Below are 19,459 nucleotides of genomic sequence, written 5' to 3' on the forward strand. Positions count from 1 at the left end.
GGATGCCATCGCGTAAGAGGTTGTTATAGACCGGCATGCAGCGACACCACGCTCCGCGTTTCGCTGGCCCGCACGATCGCCTCCAGCACCGCTTGATTCCGGTACCCGTCGAGCACGCCGGGCAGCCCGTCCGCCGGCAGCCCGTCCAGCGCCGCCAGGAAGTCCGCGTACTGCGTGACTTTGCAGCGATTCGGCACGGCCAGCGTCGATCGGGACAGCTGCCCCTCTCCGTCCTCCCGGACCAGTACCAGATGGTCGGGGTCCAGCGTGGACGCATGGATGGTGCCGCGATCGCCGTAAATCGAGATCTCGTGCTGGTTGCCGGAGCCGACGGCATTGCGCGACGCTTGGAACACGCCCATGGCGCCGTCGGCCATCCGCGCTTGGAAGCTGACGAAATCGTCGACCTCGATGCGGACCATCCCGCCCGTCAGCGGGTCCGGCCGCTCCGGAACGATCGTCTGCATCTGCGCCGACAGCTCCTCGAACTCCCCGAAGAGGAACCGCGCGAGATCGACCATGTGCGACCCCAGGTCGCCGAGCGTGCCGGTGCCCGTAATCGCCTTGTCGAACCGCCAAACGTACGGGCAGTCGTACTGCTCCGCGCCCCAGCCCTGCAAATATTGGCCGGAGAAGCTTCGGACCGCGCCGATCCGCCCGTCCCGCAGCAGCTCGCGCGTATAGCGAAACGCCGGGGTATAACGGTAGGAAAAGCCGATCATCGCCGGAACGGGCTGCCGTTCGTACAGGGCAAGCAGCGGAACCGCTTCCTCGAAGACGCGGGTGAACGGCTTCTCCGCCATGAAGGGCTTGCCCGCTTCCAAGCAGGCCCGCACGATCGCCGCGTGCACGTTGTTCGGCGTCACCGCCACGACGGCGTCCACGTCGGGATCCGCGACGAGCTGTTCGAAGTCCGCGTAGCGCTTGGCTTCGGATATACCGTGCTTGTCGCCAGTCGCCGACAGCGCGAGCGGGTTCACGTCGCTGACGGCGACGAGCCGGAACCGTTCGCCCGCCTCCGCGAGCCATCTGATATGCGCCTGGGCCATCCCGCCCAGACCGATTAAACCGATTCGATACGTTTTGATGCTGCATCCTCTCCCGATCGACGACATGATAGCGTGTCCTCGCATGCGCAAGAAACAGGCATCTTCGCATGGAGCATTCCCTTTCATCTTACTCGTTCGCCCCATTTTCTGCCAGAGGATGTCCACAGGATGCCAGTAATCCGATCATCACCTGCGGCATGAGCCTCCGCAGCTGTACGATAGCAGAATAGCCAGTCGAAGCCCGATAGGACTGACAATGGCTGCGGGAAGCCGACTGCTTTTGCACTTTCCTGCAATTTTACAGCAATATTTCTCAAAATCGATCAACGCGCATATCATTCCTGCAAATGTGCAGCAACTCGAATCGTTTTCTCGCATCTGCCTCCCGAATTCGAAGAAATACTGCATTTTTGCAGGAAATCCGCTTGAATGCGTGCCAAGACAGAAAATTGCTGTACTTTTGCATCATTTCACTCCTAAATTCGATTCGCCCGCAGCCACTCGCCAGCCGCGTCCACGCCTGCCTGCAAACCGAAGAGCCGGCAGTCCGCGCCGCCGACCTTGCCTCTCGCCGGGAGCTCGCCGCGTTCGTCCAGCACGGCGCCGATCAAGCTGAAGTCGGCGGAATCGTATGCGAAATCCGTGAACCATTTCCATGTTCTCGCGCCCGATTCCATCATCGCCGTGCCCATCTTCTTCGCGGGCATGTCCGGCAGAAGCGATTCGGCAAGATGGAAGGCGGTGCAGGCGCCGTAACTCGCTCCGAGCAGCAGTACCTTGGCGTTCTCCAGGTTGTACAGCTTGCCGAGCGGCGAAGCCATGCCGAATTGCGGGGTCAGCGGATGATCCGCGACGATCGCCGCCGCGTGCTTCCCGTTCGCGGAGAAGGACACCTGCGGGTGATGCGACCGCACGCTCCCCGGAAACGTGCGGAACAGCTCGGCGATCCGTCCCATGCCCCGCGTCGGCGTGGTCAACGGATCGAACGCCGGCATGCCGCGGTAGATCGGCTCGAGCCACTCCGCGGGGACGGGCGGGTTGGACCATTCGGCCGGGTCGCTCCAGTCGCCGCTTTGGGCGGGCATGACGATCGTTCCGGCTTCCCCGACCGTTTCCAACAACGCTTGCACGACAGCCTGCGGGCCGCCGCATACCCAGCCCAAGCTCGATAACGACGCGTGCACGAGCAGCGTATCGCCTTCTTCGACGCCAAGCGCCCGCAGATCGCGAACGATCCGGTCCACCGTTACCGGCATGCCCGAATTCGCGATGATTTCCCTTTCTCCCATTGCGCTCACCGTCCTCTATGATTCGTGATTAAATCATAAAGAGAACGCGGCTTCGATGCAACTCTCTTAATCGCACGCAATAAGGAAATGCCGCAGAATTTCGCGCAAATCGTCCGGGTCGCTCAGCATCGGCAGATGGCCGGCGGCCAATCTTTCCACGCGGGACGGCGTCATATTCGCAATCATGCGATCCTGCAAATCCGAGCCGAACTCCTTGTCGCGGGTCAGTTTGACGTAAAGCGACGGCGCCTGGGGAACGGCAGCCCCGCAGGCATCCGTATAGACCCGAATCGCTTCCGGCACGAATCCGTCAACGATGGCCGCGGACCGCTCCGGCGATAAATCCTGGCATAACCCGCTCCGGATGGCCGACGCCGGGGGCTTCGTGCCGAACAGCCGCATGAACGCGCCCGTCAGCAGCCGCTTCGGCATCGGGAGCGCCGACAGGAAGGATCCGCCGTCGCGCGGAATCGCCGCGCCGACCGCGGCGAATCCCGCCAGCCGCCGTTCCGCGGCCAAGGAAGCGGCGAGCTGCAGCGCCGGCACGCCGCCGAGCGAATGCGCGACGACGACGATCCTGCGAACCTCCCACGCTTCCGCTTGCTCGCGGAGATGCGCCGTATAATCGGCGAATCCGAGCCGCAGCCTCGCTTGCCCGCAGCCGTCGCGGAACGGAAAATCCGCCAGCAGCGCCGGCGCGCCCAGCCCCGACGCCACCTCCTCCCAGATGCTCCCGCGCAATCCCGCGCCGTGAATGAACAGCATCCCGGTTTCGTGCCCCGCTGCTTGACTGCCCAAAATCCTCGTCATTCCGATGCCTCCCTTTCTTCCTCGTTACTGCCTTCATTGTAGCACGGCCTCGCGACAGAACCTGTCAGCGAACGGCAAACGATTCGGCATCATCGCGTTGCACCATGACGGGACAGGGAGCCTCTATCAGAAGAAAAGCCGGACGAAACGCTCGTTTCCGAGTGTCCCGTTCGGCTCTGATTAATAATTGGCTGAAAGCACGGCAGATTGCGCATACCTTCGTACCCAGCCGTCCCTGAAGTAGAATTGCATCCTTTCAATAGCTCGCGAGAGGCTTGACGATGCGTGACGTCCGTCACCCCCCGCGACCGGAATTACGGCCGCGCGTCCAAGATGCCGGCCGCGATGATCGTAAAATCCGTCGTGTCGACGATACCGTCGGCATTGACGTCCGCCCGCCACGCGCTGCTCCAATCGGCAGCCTGCGGCGTCGCGCGGTAATGGTCCAGCGCCAGCGACAGGTCTGCCGCCGTCATGCTGCCGTCCCCGTTGACGTCGGCGAGATCGGCGTACGAACGAAGCATGATCGAGGCCGAATCGCCGTCCTTGGTCGGCTCGATATCCGCGTTCACGCCGCTCGAGGCGGTCGTCGCGCCGAGCAGCCGCAGGTCCGCCTGCACGCTCTTCGCGTTCGTGTCCAGCGGATCGAAGGTCAGCTTGATCATGTCCGCATAAGCCGTCGTCGTAATCGAAGCCGGGAAGCCGGCCAGGATATGGACGGTATTGCCGCTGACCCGATTGTCGATGACCGCGCCCGGCGCCCCTACGGCTTCCACGCTGCGCAGGCTGAATTTCGAGCTGTCGAAGCCGAAATCGGCGCTCACGGCATTGAGCTTATCCGCGCCGTTCACCGCCAGATAAAATTCCAGGCTGCCGCCTTCCTCCTTGATCACCGTCGCATGCTTCGCATAGAGCTTCACGCTTGGAACCGCCGAGCCGCCGTCGCCAGGGTTCGCGGGGGGATTGCCGCTCCCGCCGGACGTACCCAGCAGCAGGAGGTAGTCGATCTTCAGGCTGTCGAAATTGTCCAACTCGTCGTCCTTGTTGATCTGCAGCTTCACGGTGGCTCCTGCCGGAATCCGAACGTCGTTCAAGACGACATAGCCGTAGCTGTTCGACCAGGAACGGCCATGCTGCTGGAACAAAATGTTCTTCTTCACCAGCGCGTCGTTGACGTACAGCGACGCTTTCTGATCCGACTGCCAGCCTTGATACACGATCGCGACGCCGTCGTTCGCCTGCGGCGCGTTCGCGAACGTCAGCGCGTTGACGGATCTGTACATGACCGCGAATTCGCCGCCGGATGCCCAGGGATCTCCGTGATACCGGAAGGCGCTTCCCGTGAGAACGCCGTCCTCGCCTTCGAGCTTCGCGTAGGACTCGCCGCTTGCGACGATGTCCGACGGCGCGATGGCCGGGGAAGTTTGAGGCGCGCCGCTGGGGTTCCACAGCTCGCTGAATTTCGCGGAAGCTTGCGGGAACGCCACCGTATCGTACAAATCATGGTCGCCGTCGCTGGCCGATACGTTGAAGTATACATGCCAGGCCACGTTGTTGTTCGCGATCCAATCATGCATGTTCTGAATGAAGACGGGGTTGTCGCCGCCGCCCATGCCGTCGGACCTCGTCGCGAGCCCCCATTCGCAGATTCCGAGCGGAACGCCTTGGTCCTCCGCGAAATCGGCGATCATGCCGAGGCCCCAGTTGCCGTCCGCTACCTCGGCGTTCCAGGCCAGCTGCTGCCTTCTTGCCCGCTCGGCCGGGTCGGCGGTTTGGTAGGCCGGGCCGTACAGCGGCTGCCCGTTGCTCTGCGCCCACGTCTGGTCATAGTGGTCGATGCCGATGAAGTCCACGTAGTCCCGGCCCGGGAACGCGGCCGGAAGATCGACGCCCCACACCGCGGTCGACGGGTTCCAGACGAACTTGAAATGCTGCCCGTCGATGCTGCGCAGCGTCGTGACGAATTGGCGGAACGCTTCGGCGAAATCGGCGCATTTCTGCTCGTGATCGGGTTCGTTGGCGTTGCCGACCGTCCAGTAGTACCAGCCGCCGTTGAACTCATGCCCGAAACGGATCATCGCGTTGTCCATGCCGGCCGCGATCAGGTTCTCGCCGAGCTGCCGGTAATGCTCGTTGTAATCGCCGTGCGCCGCGGCCGCGAGGCTGCCGCCCGATTTTGGGAACGGATACGTCGCCCACAGCATGCTCTGCGCATAAGGCGAGTCTTTCCAGGCGTCCAGCCGGTTGCCGCCTTCCAGGTCGGACCAGGTATTCTGCTCGAGAAAGTCTTCGGCCAGATACGGGGTCGTGCCGGTCCACGTGCCGAAATCCGATACGCCGTCCGGGTTGCGGTCCCAGGAATACGCGCCCAGATTGGCGATGCCTTCGTACTGCCGCGCCGGCGGATTGTCCGATTGATCGGGATACCGGACGAAGACGTTTCCTTTGTCGCCGCCCCAATATTTCAGCTGCTCCTCGAACCCTGTGTTGCGCAGCAGATTGGCTCCGCCCGTCGGGCCGAAGGCCAATTCGTCGATGTACATCGTCCCGGCCGCTTCCGCTTGGGGAAGCACGTTGCCCGCGCTGTCCGAGATCGAGAATACGATCGTGCCGGCATACGAGCCCGAGTTGAAGCTCGTCGTTACGTGCGTCCAGATACCTGCCGCTTTCGGACGCATGAAATGCAGATTCTCGCCGCCGCCGAGCTTCGCCGCCTTGATCGTGACGGCCCCGCTGCCTTTGATCCAGGCGCCGAACGTGTACTCCGTATTGGCCGTGATCCCGGCGATCTGCTGCGTCGCGGACTTCCAGTCGGACTTGAGTCCCTTCGTAACCGCTTGCATGGAACGGTTGCCCGCGTAAATATTCGTCGTGTTGCTCGGATCCGTCGCATCGTAATTCGTGCCGTCGTCGTTCGGGTCCTGCGGATCGGTCGGATCCGTCGGCTCGCCGGGCGTCGTCTCGTCGGTCGCAACGACGGAGAATACGTCCTTCAAGCTGCTGTTCCAGCCGGTTATGCTTTGCTCGAAGCCCGGATTTTGCAGCAGGTTGACGCCGGAGTCCTTCACGCCGAAGTAAGCGTCGTCGATGTACATCGTGCCCGCGACTTGATTTTGCGGGAATGCGGTCGCCGCGCTGTCCACCACGGAAAACACCATCTTGCCGGATTTGGCGCCGGAATTAAAATCGACGCTTTCATACGTCCAATCATCCGTCGCGACGGGGCGCTTGTAGGTGACCGTCGAGCCGTTCGACGACACCTTCATCGTGACGATGCCGCGCCCCTTCACCCACATGCCGAACGAATAATCCGTGTTCGCCGTAATGCCGCTTACCTCTTGCTCCGCGTAAGCCCATAAGGATTGCTCGCCCTTCAGCGCCGACTTCAGCATGTACGTCCCGGAATGCGGGGTAACGGTCTCCGTGCCCGCATCCCCTTCCGCGGCGAACGCGAATGCGCCCGGCAAAACCGACAACATCAGGACCACCGCGCAAAATATCGCCATCGTCGCTTTGAGTTTTCTAACCCGTTTCATCAAATCATCCTCTCCCTGTCTTGTTGCGACCCGTGATTCTTCCTGTCCGAAGGTTGACGCAAGCCTGAATTTCTACTACATTTTAGAAAAGAAAGCGCTTAAAATATAGTTTCATTTTAGTTTCAATTATCGTTCTGGTTCGTATGATCAAGGCTTTTCCGGGGAGGATGCGGCACATGCCCAGAAAAAAACAGGTGACCCTGCAGACGATCGCCGACGACCTCGGCTTGACGATCCACACGGTATCCAAGGCGCTGCGCGGCCTGCCGGGCATGGCGGAGACGACCCGCAAGACGGTGGCCGACCGGGCGCGCGCGCTGGGTTACCGGACGAAGGAGCAGGAGACGGGCCTGTTCGGGGAGCGGATCCCGTCGGTGTACGGCAAATCCCGGCGGTTCGCGATGCTCATTATCGGGGATACGAATTTCCACCGGCTGCAGTTGGAGGGCGTGCGGCTTCGCTTGAACGAGCTCGGCCATTCGCTGTATCCGCTGATCGTTCCGGGCGGCTTGTCCGAAGGCGCGGAATTCCATGCCTGGCTCGACAGGAACGACCTGTTCTTCGCCGACGGTTTGTTCCTGACCGCGGCGATTCCCGAATGGATGGAGGCCGTCCTGCTGCGGATGCCCGTCCCCAAGGTGCTGATCAATTATCCGCCGGACTTGGCGGAAGTGGACAGCATCGTCTGGGACGTGGAGTATGCGGTTCAGCGCTCGATGGAGGAGCTGTACCTCCACGGCCACCGGCGCATCCTGTACGCGGTCGACATCGCGCCGCTGCGCGGGTTCCATTTGCGGTGGAAGGCGTTCAAGGATGCGGCGGAACGGCTTGAATTGGAAGGGCTGACCGATCCCGGCCAGCATGTCACCGGTCCGGCGGGGGACAGAACCGCCTGGCTGGAGGACCTGGGCGGCAAGCTGAGCTCGGGCCGGTTCACCGCGGTCATCAGCGCCGTGCCCAACATGGCGGAGTGGATCTATATCGCGGCAGGCTTCCTGAAGCTGAACATCCCGGAGCATTTCTCGCTGATCGGAATGGAGAACGAGGAAAATCCGTATTTTCCCGAGATGTCGCGTCCGTATCTGCTCGTGCGGGAAGTGGGCGAGCGGGCCGCGGAGCTGATGCTGCGGAGGATCGCCAACCCGCTGCTGCCGTTCGAGCAGATACGGCTCAAGGGCGGCTTCTACCTCGGAGGCACGATCCGCACGATCCCGTCGTGAAGGCGCGGAACAGCCGAGCAACCAACGTTGCGGGGCGGCGGCAGAGAGCAGCAGACTTCGGCGCTGGCTCGGACACGACATTGGCCCATACTTGGATGTAACCATCATGAAGCTCCAAATAAAAAGAAGACATTCACCCGAAGTTACGAAGGGGGAATGTCTTCTTTTCGTTGGACGGTCGCTTTCGAGCCTCGCAAGCCACGGATCACGGCGGCCTGAGCGCTCCCATGCTCCGCGTGCTCGTTGCGGACAGGAATTAATTCACGATCAAATTCATGGTCATGCCCTGCTCCATATGGTTCGGTTTATCGCAGATCACTTTATACGTGCCGGTCTTATCGGGGGCGGTCCAGTCGAACTCCGCGGTTTTCCCGGGGTCCACGTCTTGGTCGAGCTTTAATTCCTCGCTGTTCATATCATGCGGTACCGTGCCCGTGTTCGAAAGCACGAAATGCACGGTATCGCCATGCTTCACAGTGACCTCGCCGAGCGAAAAGCTGAATTCGTTCATGTCGATTTTAACCGTTTGCGCGCTCGATGCACCCGCCGATGCATTCCCCGATGTCGCTTCGGTATCATTCGTTTTGCCGGAACACGCGGACAACGCGCCGGTCAAGGCAACGGCGACCAAACAAGTACGGACAAGCTTTTTGTTAATCATTACCCTCTCACATCCCATTCGCTGCGTCATTTAACCCCTCTCTACACGTAACGCGGTTAATGGAGAATCGGTTCGATCATTCGGAGATCTGCTCCCGGCAGCCGCTGCGGACCGGTCGCTGCGCCCGCGATCGGAGCGAAGGGAACGCTGCTCCTTGCAGCGGTCCGGTCGACGCCAGTGTAGGACGAAAGCAAAAAGAGCCCCGTCCGGAATGCGGCTTCGTCGGTCGACGAACGTCCTGGTCGCGAGCTCTTCTGTGCCATGATCCAATTTTACCAAGCGGCGATGCAGCCGTCGGTTCGCGGCTCGGTGCCGCCGATGAGCGCGCCGCTCGGCTCGCGCCAGATGATCTGCCCGCAGCCGAAGGATTTGCGGTCAAGCCTCAGCTGAAGCTGATGTCCCCGCTGCTCCAGTTGTCTGGCTAAGTGGTCGGGGAACCCGGTCTCCACGGCAAGCTGCTTGCCCTCCAGCCACTGCCACCTCGGCGCGTCGAGCGCCGCCTGCGGGTTCAGACCGAAATCGACGAGGTTCGATATCGCCTGGACATGTCCCTGCGGCTGCATGAAACCGCCCATGACGCCGAACGGGCCGACCGCTTCGCCGTTCTTCGTGATGAAGCCGGGAATGATCGTATGGTACGGCCGTTTGCCCGGCTCGACCGCGTTCGCGTGCCGCGGATCCAGGGAGAACGACGCGCCGCGGTTCTGCAGGCCGATGCCCGTGCCAGGGACGACCAGACCGGAGCCGAATCCGCTGTAATTGCTCTGAATGAACGAGACCATGTTGCCTTCCCCGTCGGCCGTCGCCAAGTACACGGTACCGCCGCTCGGGAGTTGCCCCGGCGCGGGCAGCAGCGCCTGCTCGCCGATCAGCTTCCTGCGCTGCGCGGCATATGCGGGAGAAAGCAGCTCGTTCACGCTTGCCTGCATCCGCCCCGGATCCGTAATGTACTGCAGGCCGTCGACGAATGCCAGTTTGAGCGCTTCGATCTGGGCATGATAGGTCTCGATCGTTTCCCTATGGGTCAAGGGAATTTCGTTCAGCACGTTCAGCGCCATGAGCGCGACGAGTCCTTGCCCGTTCGGCGGCATCTCCCAGATGTCGTAATCGCGGTAGCGGACGGAAATCGGATCCACCCATTCGGGCCGGTGCGCCGCCAGATCCTCCTTCCGGATCAAGCCGCCGGTGTCGCGGGCGAAGCGGTCCAGCGCTTCCGCCAACTCGCCGCGATAGAACGCTTCGCCCTTCGATTCCGCGATCATGGCCAGCGTCCGCGCATGATCCGGCGAGCGCCAGAGCTCGCCCGGGCGCGGCGCCCGGCCCTCCGGCGCGAAAACGCGGAACCATTCCGCGAGCAGCGGATCCTCCTGCTTGGCGGCCCATGCCCGGTATGCCTTGGACCATGTAGCCCCAAGCTCCGGCGTCACGGCAAAGCCTTCGTCCGCATACTGCACGGCCGAATCGAGCAAGCGCGCGAACGGCAGCCGGCCGAACCGTTCGGACAAGGACGACCAGGCGGACGGCGCCCCGGGCACGGTCACGGTAAGCCAGCCGTTCGCCGGCATCGCGGAATCGAAGCCTCTTTCCCGCACGGCTTCCATCGTCATCGCCATCGGAGAGCGGCCGCTGGCATTCAATCCGTGCATGCGCCCTTCATGCCAGACGATCGCGAACGCATCGCCCCCGATCCCGTTCGCCGTCGGCTCCACGACGGTCAAGCACGCCGCGGCCGCGATCGCCGCGTCGATCGCGTTGCCCCCCTGCTGCAGCACGCGAAGCCCCGCCTGCGACGCGAGCGGCTGCGAAGTCGCGACCATGCCCTTCCGGGCAACGGCCGCCGTCCTGCGCGAAGGATACGGATAATTCGTCAAATCGAACGTCATGGTAAGCAATCCCCTTCCTCTTCCATTAGTGAATGATAAACACGATACCTTACCTTTTCGCTGGCCGGCTTCCCGATTCCTGCGAAAACCCCAAAAGAGCCGGTCAGCGCAAGGCCAGACCGGCTTATCTTATCTATTTTATGCACCCAGAAAAATGGTGAAGAAGTGACCGGAGGTCGGGACGGAGCCGGAAAAACGAAGTGTTCGCCTTTGTAGTCGGATATCGACCTCTACCTGTTTTTCCATTCCAGATATCCGACTACAACAGCGATTGCAGGCCCATCCCGACCGCAGGTTACTCGAGGAAGCCGGCGAATGCTGCATTTCCTGTCTCTACTCGAGGAAGCCGGCGAATGCTGCATTTCCGTCTCTATTCGAGGAAGCCGGCGAATGCTGCATTTCCTGTCTCGCGACGGAAACGCAAACCAATCGCCTTACGCAAACCAATCTATTCGAGGAAGCCGGCGAATGCTGCATTTCCGTCTCGCGACGGAAACGCAAACCAATCGCCTTACGCAAACCAATCGCTTAAGAATCCATCGACTTGAATTCCCCTGCTCCCGCCGCGGTCGCCATGTTGTTTTTGCGCTCCAGCATGATGTTCCGGAAATAAATAAAGACGCTCGGCGCTTGGCCCAGGATGAACACCGGGTCCCTGCGGTAGATCGCGTAGATGGACAACACCACGCTGCCGAGAATGCTGTAGACCCAGAAGGAAAGCGGCACGACGGTTCGCTTCGCCTTCTCGCTGGCCAGCCACTGCGTGATGAATCGCATCGTGAACATGATTTGACCGATGAACCCGAACACGATCCACGCCATGTTGCCGGCGGAGAGATTGCCGATCAACGAATGCCACCACATCTTACTGTCCCCGGATCTGGTAGCGAATGACCCGTTTGCGCAGCCAACCGATCACGATCGCGTCCATCAGGCCGACGAACGCGCGGTTGAATACCCCGTACTTGGACACGCCGTGCTGCCGTTCTTGATGGGATACCGCGATCTCGATGACCTTGAAGCCGTTGATCTTCGCGAGCGTCGGCAGAAAGCGGTGCATCCCTTCGTACAAATAATAACTGTCGGCCACTTCGCGCTTCATCAGCTTCATCGGGCAGCCGGTATCGTAGATCTTGTCCCCCGTCAGCCAATTGCGGACGCCGTTGCCGATCCGGGACGATACCTTCTTCACCAGCGTATCCTTCCGTCTGACGCGCTTGCCGTTCACGAAATCCATGTTCGGAATATACGGCATCAGCTTGAAAATATCGCGCGGGTCCGTCTGCAGGTCCGCGTCGATCAAGGCGACGAGTTCGCCGGAGGACTCTTTCATGCCGGCAAAAATCGCGGCGGTTTGGCCGCAATTTTTCGTGAAATGGATCACCTTCACCGCGGGATCCGCTGCCGCCAGCTCGTTCAGGATGCCGGCGCTCCGGTCCTTGCTGCCGTCGTTGACCAGCACGATCTCGTAGCTGTCCACTTTGCTCTGGACCGCGTTCGTAATCGCCTCGTGCAGCAGCAGGATATTCTCTTCTTCGTTATAGATCGGCGCGACGATCGAGAGCTTGACCATTTGTATTCCCCCTATACCAAGTGACGAACTTATTCAAGCCATCGGCGAAATCGGTCCGCGGGTCATAGCCGAACAGCCGCTTGGCCTTGGATATGTCCGCGTACGTCCGCGCCACGTCGCCGGGCTGATTCGGCAGCCGGCGGATCCGGGCCGCCTTGCCGAGCGCCTGCTCCACGCCCCGGACCAGCTCGAGCAGCGAAATCGTCCGGTTCGTGCCCAAATTCACGATTTCATAGACGTTCTCATTCTCCTCGACGTAGTGCAGCGCGCCGACGATGCCGTCGATAATGTCCCCGACATAGGTGTAGTCGCGCCGCGACGAACCGTCGCCGAAGACCGTCAGTTCCTCGCCCTGGTCAAGCATGCGCACGAATTTATGGATCGCCAGGTCCGGCCGCTGCCGCTCGCCGTAAACGGTAAAAAAGCGCAGCATCAACGTATCGATGGCATGCAAATGATAATACGTGTGCCCCAGCACCTCGCAGGCTTTCTTCGTGGCCGCGTACGGCGATATGCTCCGGTCGACGATATCCCGCTCCGAGAAGGGAACCTGCGCGTTATTGCCGTATACGGACGAGGACGAGGCGCACAGCCATTTGCGCACGCCGTGCTTCCGCATCGCCTCCAGCACGTGGAGCGTGCCGCGCACGTTGACGTCCTCGTAGAGCAGCGGGTCCGCGATGGACGGCCGCACGCCGGCCATTGCAGCCAGATGGATCACCGCGTCGATCCGCTCGCCCGCGAACGCGGCGTCCAACTCGTCCGCATGGCGAATATCCGCCGCAACGAGCCTGTAGCCGTCCCCGTCGACAGCCTGCTGCAGTTGAAGCAGATCGGTTTCTTTGTTAAAAGATTGAAAAGTCGATTCCATTCCTTTACTATTCAGGATATTCTTAATCTTGATTTTGTAGTCGTACGCGTCGTTGAAGTTGTCGACGCAGACGACGCGGTGACCGAGCCGCAGCAGACGCTCGCACAGATGGGAGCCGATAAAACCCGCTCCCCCGGTTACGCAATAAGTACTCACTTTGCCTCCTCCAGGGTATACGCCAGTTCGCTCGAGCCGACCGGATAGTAGCGGAAAAGCCGACGCACCCGCGGATGCTCCGCGAACATGTTGCGCAAGTCGAAGAAGGCGTTGCCGCGCATGCTTTTCGCGAGGATATCCCAGCTGACCTTCCTGAACTGTTCCCATTCCGTCATCAAAACGATGGCGTCGGCGTTCTGCGCGCAGTCCGCCTCGCTCTCGCAGTAGGTCACGCGTCCGTCCAACTCGGTCCATAGGCGCTGCGCCTGCTTCATGCCCTGCGGGCAGTAGGCCTTCACGGCGGCGCCGCGGCTTAACAAGCCGTTAATAATAGCATAACTCGGCGCATCGCGAATATCATCGGTCTCGGGTTTGAAAGACAAGCCCCAGACGGCGATCGTTTTCCCCTTGAGCGTGCCGTCGAACGAGAGCAGCTCGCCGATTTTCGCGACCATGCGGCTCTTCTGCTTCTCGTTGGCGGCCATGGCGGCGCGCACGACATGCAGTTCTTCGCCGTGCCGCCGGCCGGTATCGACCAGCGCCTGCGTGTCTTTCGGGAAACAGCTCCCGCCGTAGCCGGGACCGGCCTGCAGGAAATGCGGGGAAATGCGTTCGTCGAGCCCCATGCCGGCCGCGATGTCCCCGATGTTCGCGCCGACCTTCTCGGACAGAAGCGCGAGCTCGTTGACGAATGATATTTTGACGGCCAGGAACGAATTGGATGCGTACTTGATCATCTCGGCGGTCTCCAGATTCGTATAAAGGAAGGGAACGTTTCCGCGGATATGCGTCTCGTATACCTCCTGAAGCATCCGCTTCGCTTGCTCGCTCTCGGTTCCGATGACGACCCGAGACGGCGAACGCGAGTCGCCGACCGCCTTGCCCTGCCGCAGAAACTCGGGATTCGACGCGACGTCGACCCGGAAAGGCGCATTCCGCGATTTGAGCGCGCCATCCAGATAACGCGCGATGGTCCGGTTGGTGCCGACCGGCACCGTGGACTTGCTGACGATCACTTTATAGCCGTTCGCGTATTTGCCGATGGCCTGCGCGACTTCGTGGACATAGGCAAGATTGGCGCTTCCGTCGTCCTTGGCAGGCGTCCCCACCGCGATGAAGATCACGTCGCTGGATTGAATGACCTCTTTGGCGCTTGTCGTGAACGACAGCGTCCCGTCCCGTACGCCGCGTTCGAGCAATTCGTCCAAACCCGGCTCGTAGAGGGGGGGAAATCCGTCCGTCAATCGCTTGATCTTATCGGCGTCTACGTCCATGCAAGTCACCCGGAAGCCGTAACCGGAAAGAACGGCGCCGTGGACAAGCCCGACGTACCCCGTTCCCATAATGCCAATCTTCACCATCGTTCCACCTCATATCCAGCAAGATGAGAATAATTAGTTTACCAACTTAACTTTTATCATAATGATCCATGTAGTATATTTCAAGCAGAAGATGTAACCGATCCTGCGGTGCTCGGCGCGACCGGCCCGCGTTTCGCAAAAAACAGAATGGATAGGAGCATGTATGAACGACAACCACGAAACGATCCAACAGCTGCAGGATGCTTTCTTCCGTTTCTTGAAAGCCGAATGGCGGCAAAAGCCGGTCGGCGGACTGACGCGAAGCGATATTCGCATCCTCTTCTGCATCATGGATTTCGAGAACGGCGGCAATCCCAAGCCGAAAATTTCGGAAATCAGCAGAAGGCTGCAAGTCACGACGCCGACGGTCACCCAATTGATCAAGAAGCTGATCGAAGAGGATCTCATCGAGCGCTCCGTCGATCCGGACGACAGGCGTTCCGTCGGCATCGAGCTCACGCCCAAAGGAAAAGAGGTCGCCAAGGAAGCCGATGCGCTTTTCAAGGAATCGCTCGGAGGATTGATCGATCATTTGGGCTTGGAAGAAAGCCGGCACTTGGCCGATCTGCTGACCAAAGCGTATCACTATTATAATAATCGGGACTAGAACGAATCATGACAACCAAAACGGAACTTAAGGTACCCGTATTGGCTAGCTCCACTATAATACGAAAGCGCCTATGTTAAGAAATACATAGTTTGCACAGGCGCTATAGACCGTGTCTATGATGGAAAGCCCGTCGCAAAGAGAAAGAGACGCCAGGATGATCCCGGCGTCTCTTCGTTCGTTTCGGCGGCGCAACGAGGCTCACAGAATAATGATACGGTCGATTAACCAGTATGCGCCTAGCAGCAAGGCGATGGCGGAGCCGGCCATGATCGCCCGTCTCGAGAACTTCCAACGATGCAGCAGCAAGAGCGGAAACAGCACCAACGCAACCAAGGTGATTTGAATCGTTTCAATACCGAGATTGAAGCTGATCAAGTCTACCGCCAGCTCGCTTCTCGGAATCTCCATTTCTTTCAAAATATCGGCAAACCCCATACCATGAATCAATCCGAACAAAAAGGTTAATACCCATCGATAGCTGACTTTTTTCCGCACGATATTTTCAACGGCCACGTAGCAGATGCTCAGCGCGATTGCGGGCTCCACGAACCACGCCGGTACATTGATCATGCCGAGCACCGTCAACGTCAACGTGATGCTGTGCGCGATCGTAAACGCCGTTATCATCTTTGCATATTGCCCGAACGTTTGCCTGGCAATCAGCAGCGAGAACAAAAACAAGAGATGATCATAACCGCCTAAAATATGACCCATGCCTAACGTAAAGAAAGAATACCAACCTGAAGTCTGCTCCGTTCCGTCCGAGCTTTCCGTACCGCCGGATTCGGCGCTATTGCTATCCGCCTGCGATTGCAAATCTTGACGGAGAGCCGCATAATCGCTTTCGGCGAGTTTCATCGACCATACGCGGTACTTTCCCGACAGTGCGGACGTGGCGTTATGTTTACCGTAATCGATTTTGACTAAATCAACGTAATTCGCGGTCACTTTATCGCTTAAGTACAGATTATCCGTTAACTCGATCGACTGGGAAGCCAATACGGGAGGGAAGTCGATCGCGAGGACCAGTTTTGTTGCGTTTCCTTCGCGTGTCAACGAATAGCTTTCGATTTGGGACCATTCCTGCGGCACGTTATCGATTTTTAACTGGATATCTTTCTTTAACAATGCCAAAAATTCATCCTTCACCCCGTCGAACTCTTCCTGTTCCAGCGTACCGTTCTTATTCGCGTCCCCCTCCGTCAGCTCGATGACGGAAAGCTCGTCAAGCGTGTACGTCATCCCGACGTTGGCTTTCGTCAGCGTTAACGTCGTATAGCTGGCGCTGTATGCATGCGCATCCGCTCGTCCAAGGGGGATCAGCAGCAAGGATAGAAGAGACAGCATAACGGAAACTCGCATTGCGGTTTGGATACGAAACATGATTACTCTCCTTACTGGATGAATAATTTTACAAGCAGCCAAAGGATTGCAACTGGCAAAATCACTTTCGAAATCCGGGGAATCGCGCTCTTCGCTTTCAAGGCGAAATGAAGCAGGAGGTATAAGAGGCCGGCTATTAAAGTTAACGCGACAGCGATTCCGACCATATACGCCAGAACAGGATATGGATTATTCCCTTCGTCCGATTGCAACCCGGCCAGTCCTTCCGCATAACCGGCTCCGTAGAAGAAACCAAACCCTCCCGCTAACCAGGGATAGAGATTTTTCTTCTTGCCGAGCAGGGTATAGAGCGAAACGATAACAATGCTTAGCGCAATCATGAAATGCGTGAACTGGCTGGGCAAGTCCACCAGACGCATGCTCGCCAAAGCCAAAGTTACGGCAACCATGCCTAAGAAAACGGACAATGCCATCGCAAGCTGCTTCAAGGATGTACGACCTATGATCAACAGCGCGATTAAGATTATCGCTTCGAACATGATCAGCATTTCCTTAAGACCAAGCAAGGAAAAATGCCCCAACGTATAGGGCATGCTCATTTGCCCGATTCGCATGTCATGCAGCTCGGCGACGAACACCGCGTTTGCTTTTAAATCTCCGAGCGCCGCGTTGACGTAATTGACATGATAGGGATCGCGCTGAAAGACCAGATTATACGCCATTTCGAATTTCCGCGGCGTATTCACGACCGGGAACTCCAGCTCCGCTTCCGCGAACGGCTGGTTCTGATCCTTGATCTCGACCTGACTCAGCTGCGTCATCTTCCCCTTGAGCGGTAAGTCGTCCGCATACAGCTGTATATTCGCCAGCAAGTATTTCTCTACGGGATCCTGCAGCTCCGTGACAAACCGCTTGTACGCTTCCGGCGTCAGGTCCCCTACGTCCGGCTCCTCCGGGGTTGCCTCTACCCGGATATCGTACATATTGATTTGCAAGACCATCTTAATGGCATGGCCTTTCATCGAAATATCCGTAAACGCTATGCTTACATTGTCATGCGCGGATGTAACCTTGGGAAACAAACCTATCGCAAAACCTAAAATAATTGCCGTACAGCCTATAAGCCTGCCCAATCGTAGTAACATCGCTGCCTCCTAATGAACTGAAATCTGCTTCAGTCCACACGATACCATACGTTAATTATGCCAATATTAACTTAATCTCCCTGTGTATTTCCTATCTATGAGCGTTCTGGCAAATAGCTCAAAAAAAAGGAACAAGTCGATGCCGTGACTTGTTCCTTTTTTGGCTTGACTGGAACTTACTCGTTCTCGCATACTTCGTTCGTACAACGCCGAATATTGCTCTATGATTGTTCGCCTATTACGGGTTCAAGCGCGTAAAGATGGCATACAGCACTTTAGCCGCTTCGTCGCGTTTCAAGTTATCCAGCGGTCTGATCTTGCCGTTGCTGCCGCTGATAATGCCCGCCGCGACGAGCTTCGCCGTGCTGTCCGTTGCATAAGCCGACACTTGCTTCGCGTCGTTGAAAGCGGAGAGAGAGGCTTTCTCCGAAAGCGGCTTGCCGGCGATCGTAAACGCGCGATCCATCAAGGCCATCATTTCCTGTCTGGTGATCTGCGATTTGGGGTTGAACTTGTTGTCGCTGGATCCATTGACAAGGCCGGCCGCTTTCGCCGTCATGACCGCTTCATAGTAATACGCCGTCGACGTTACGTCGCTGAAATCCGCCCCTTGCTTCTGCGCTTTCAACCCCAGCACGCCCACAAGCAGCTTGGTGAAGTCCGCTCTCGTAATATTGGCCGCAGGAGCGAACGTCGTTGCCGTCATCCCCGTAATGATGTCGCGGACGGCAAGCGCTTCGATCTCGTTCTTCGCCCACGAGGTTTGAATGTCCGTAAAGCTCTTCCGGGCAAAAGCGATGCCGTAATTGCTGAAATGATTGGTTGCAAATTGAATGCTGCCGCTTTGCGCGTTATACGTGCTGTTGGCCACCGCATGCAGCTTGCCTTGGTCGTCGATATAATAAACGACCAATTTATTGCTGTTCTTTGCTTCGTCCGCGGTCGGCGCGTAAGGAATCGATACCGTTACGGCTGCCTCGTCATTGTTCCAAGCGATCGCTTTCCCATCCACCATGAAATGAAGATCAAACACCGGATGATTGCCGACCTGCGTCTGAACATCCTGCGGCAGGAGGGTAACATCCTGCTTTTTCACGACCAAAGTCAACGTATTGGCATTGGCTGCTTGTTCCTTCGTCAACACGTTAGACGGAAGATTGAACGTTCCGTATGGCGTCAAGATTGTAACCATCCGCTTCTCGGACGTAGCGAGCAGGAAGTAAGGGAATTGCATCGCGATTTCACCCTTGTCATCCGGCTTGACTCCGGTTGCATCGAGAGTGATGACCTTGACATTGTTCTTGTCCGTTTTGGCTTGTTCCACTGCGACGAGCGCATCTTGGCTGTTCAACACGTACAAACCGTCGTTAACCGGAGGAGGTGTCGTACCCGTCTGGTTACCCGGACCAGTACCTGTGTTGCCGCCCTGATCGCGCGTGACATGCAACGCTTTATTCGGCTGCGCCGTTTCGGAGCTTACAGAGCCATCCGTTGTGATGGTCGTCACTTTCGTTTCCGCAAGGGTTACAGTGGCCGGAGAATTGCCTGTGTAGGCGAACGTAATCGTAGCCACGTTTATTTTTCCGCTGTACTTATTGGCAAGATCGAAAAAACCGAAGTACGTGATGCCATTGCTTTCTTTCGGGCCGACTTTCGAACTGGCGGCTACGGTGTTGCTATAGGTTACTTTTTGAAACGTTACGCCATCCAAGCGAAGACCGAATTCGGCGCTGCTATAAGAGGCGTTATTGTCTAACAGGAGATCGACGGAAAATTCGTTGGCACTGCTGCCAACCTTAATGCTGGATTGCGAGAAATCCACGGATTGAATATGTTGATCGGCTAACGCATAAGCAGGTGCTTGGAAGCTAAGGCAGCAGATGACTAAGAGTGCGGCTAACCATTTTATTTTCATAGTATAGACTCCCTAATTTAGTAAGGAGCAGGCGAT

The 19,459-nt window shown here is 58.4% G+C and carries 15 protein-coding genes; 2 read left to right on the forward strand and 13 right to left on the reverse strand.

Annotation, left to right across the window (positions count from 1 at the left end):
- Positions 1-23: 23 nt before the first annotated feature.
- The 4 genes from AC50YL_RS05140 to AC50YL_RS05155 all read right to left on the reverse strand — a co-directional run bounded on the left by AC50YL_RS05140 (position 24) and on the right by AC50YL_RS05155 (position 6,684).
- Positions 24-1,115: a Gfo/Idh/MocA family protein gene (locus AC50YL_RS05140; RefSeq protein ID WP_494829911.1), complete on the reverse strand. Its 1,092-nt coding sequence runs from the start codon at positions 1,113-1,115 to the stop codon at positions 24-26.
- Positions 1,116-1,525: 410 nt separating this feature from the next.
- Positions 1,526-2,338 (reverse strand): AAC(3) family N-acetyltransferase, encoded by an 813-nt coding sequence (locus AC50YL_RS05145; RefSeq protein ID WP_494829913.1) that lies wholly within the window; start codon positions 2,336-2,338, stop codon positions 1,526-1,528.
- A 66-nt stretch (positions 2,339-2,404) separates the two neighbouring features.
- Positions 2,405-3,148, reverse strand: coding sequence for an alpha/beta fold hydrolase (locus AC50YL_RS05150; protein WP_494829915.1), 744 nt, complete (start codon positions 3,146-3,148; stop codon positions 2,405-2,407).
- A gap of 314 nt (positions 3,149-3,462) precedes the next feature.
- Positions 3,463-6,684, reverse strand: a complete 3,222-nt coding sequence (locus AC50YL_RS05155; protein ID WP_494829917.1) for a glycosyl hydrolase — start codon at positions 6,682-6,684, stop codon at positions 3,463-3,465.
- A gap of 176 nt (positions 6,685-6,860) precedes the next feature.
- On the opposite strand from AC50YL_RS05155, the gene AC50YL_RS05160 reads away from it, so the two are divergent.
- A complete protein-coding gene (locus tag AC50YL_RS05160) occupies positions 6,861-7,904 on the forward strand; it encodes a LacI family DNA-binding transcriptional regulator (RefSeq protein WP_494829919.1) in 1,044 nt (347 codons plus the stop codon).
- A gap of 256 nt (positions 7,905-8,160) precedes the next feature.
- Here AC50YL_RS05160 and AC50YL_RS05165 read toward each other — a convergent pair whose 3' ends face one another.
- From AC50YL_RS05165 to AC50YL_RS05190, 6 genes are all read right to left on the reverse strand, one after another.
- Positions 8,161-8,565, reverse strand: a complete 405-nt coding sequence (locus AC50YL_RS05165) for a cupredoxin domain-containing protein (RefSeq protein ID WP_494829921.1) — start codon at positions 8,563-8,565, stop codon at positions 8,161-8,163.
- Positions 8,566-8,837: 272 nt separating this feature from the next.
- Positions 8,838-10,448 (reverse strand): gamma-glutamyltransferase family protein, encoded by a 1,611-nt coding sequence (locus AC50YL_RS05170; RefSeq protein ID WP_494829922.1) that lies wholly within the window; start codon positions 10,446-10,448, stop codon positions 8,838-8,840.
- A gap of 528 nt (positions 10,449-10,976) precedes the next feature.
- Positions 10,977-11,312 carry a lipid-A-disaccharide synthase N-terminal domain-containing protein gene (locus tag AC50YL_RS05175; RefSeq protein WP_494829923.1) on the reverse strand — a complete coding sequence of 112 codons (336 nt, stop codon included), beginning with the start codon at positions 11,310-11,312 and terminating at the stop codon, positions 10,977-10,979.
- A gap of 1 nt (position 11,313) precedes the next feature.
- Positions 11,314-12,021 carry a glycosyltransferase family 2 protein gene (locus AC50YL_RS05180; protein ID WP_161744511.1) on the reverse strand — a complete coding sequence of 236 codons (708 nt, stop codon included), beginning with the start codon at positions 12,019-12,021 and terminating at the stop codon, positions 11,314-11,316.
- Positions 11,987-13,048 carry a GDP-mannose 4,6-dehydratase gene (locus AC50YL_RS05185; RefSeq protein ID WP_494829924.1) on the reverse strand — a complete coding sequence of 354 codons (1,062 nt, stop codon included), beginning with the start codon at positions 13,046-13,048 and terminating at the stop codon, positions 11,987-11,989. Before AC50YL_RS05185 ends, AC50YL_RS05180 begins: the two co-directional genes overlap by 35 nt.
- On the reverse strand, positions 13,045-14,409 hold the full coding sequence (locus AC50YL_RS05190) for a UDP-glucose dehydrogenase family protein (protein WP_494829925.1): 1,365 nt from the start codon (positions 14,407-14,409) through the stop codon (positions 13,045-13,047). The genes AC50YL_RS05185 and AC50YL_RS05190 overlap by 4 nt, the downstream gene beginning before the upstream one ends.
- Positions 14,410-14,572: 163 nt before the next feature.
- Here AC50YL_RS05190 and AC50YL_RS05195 point away from each other — a divergent pair, with 163 nt between their 5' ends.
- Positions 14,573-15,016: a MarR family winged helix-turn-helix transcriptional regulator gene (locus AC50YL_RS05195; RefSeq protein WP_494829927.1), complete on the forward strand. Its 444-nt coding sequence runs from the start codon at positions 14,573-14,575 to the stop codon at positions 15,014-15,016.
- A 201-nt stretch (positions 15,017-15,217) separates the two neighbouring features.
- Here the strand turns inward: AC50YL_RS05195 and AC50YL_RS05200 are convergent, their stop codons facing one another.
- The 3 genes from AC50YL_RS05200 to AC50YL_RS05210 all read right to left on the reverse strand — a co-directional run bounded on the left by AC50YL_RS05200 (position 15,218) and on the right by AC50YL_RS05210 (position 19,423).
- Complete coding sequence (locus AC50YL_RS05200) at positions 15,218-16,366, reverse strand: HupE/UreJ family protein (RefSeq protein WP_494829928.1); 1,149 nt, start codon at positions 16,364-16,366, stop codon at positions 15,218-15,220.
- Positions 16,367-16,413: 47 nt separating this feature from the next.
- Positions 16,414-17,385 (reverse strand): HupE/UreJ family protein, encoded by a 972-nt coding sequence (locus AC50YL_RS05205; RefSeq protein ID WP_494829929.1) that lies wholly within the window; start codon positions 17,383-17,385, stop codon positions 16,414-16,416.
- A gap of 361 nt (positions 17,386-17,746) precedes the next feature.
- Complete coding sequence (locus AC50YL_RS05210) at positions 17,747-19,423, reverse strand: S-layer homology domain-containing protein (protein WP_494829931.1); 1,677 nt, start codon at positions 19,421-19,423, stop codon at positions 17,747-17,749.
- Positions 19,424-19,459 lie beyond the last annotated feature (36 nt).

The sequence above is a fragment of the Paenibacillus sp. J22P277 genome (genome assembly GCF_059383675.1).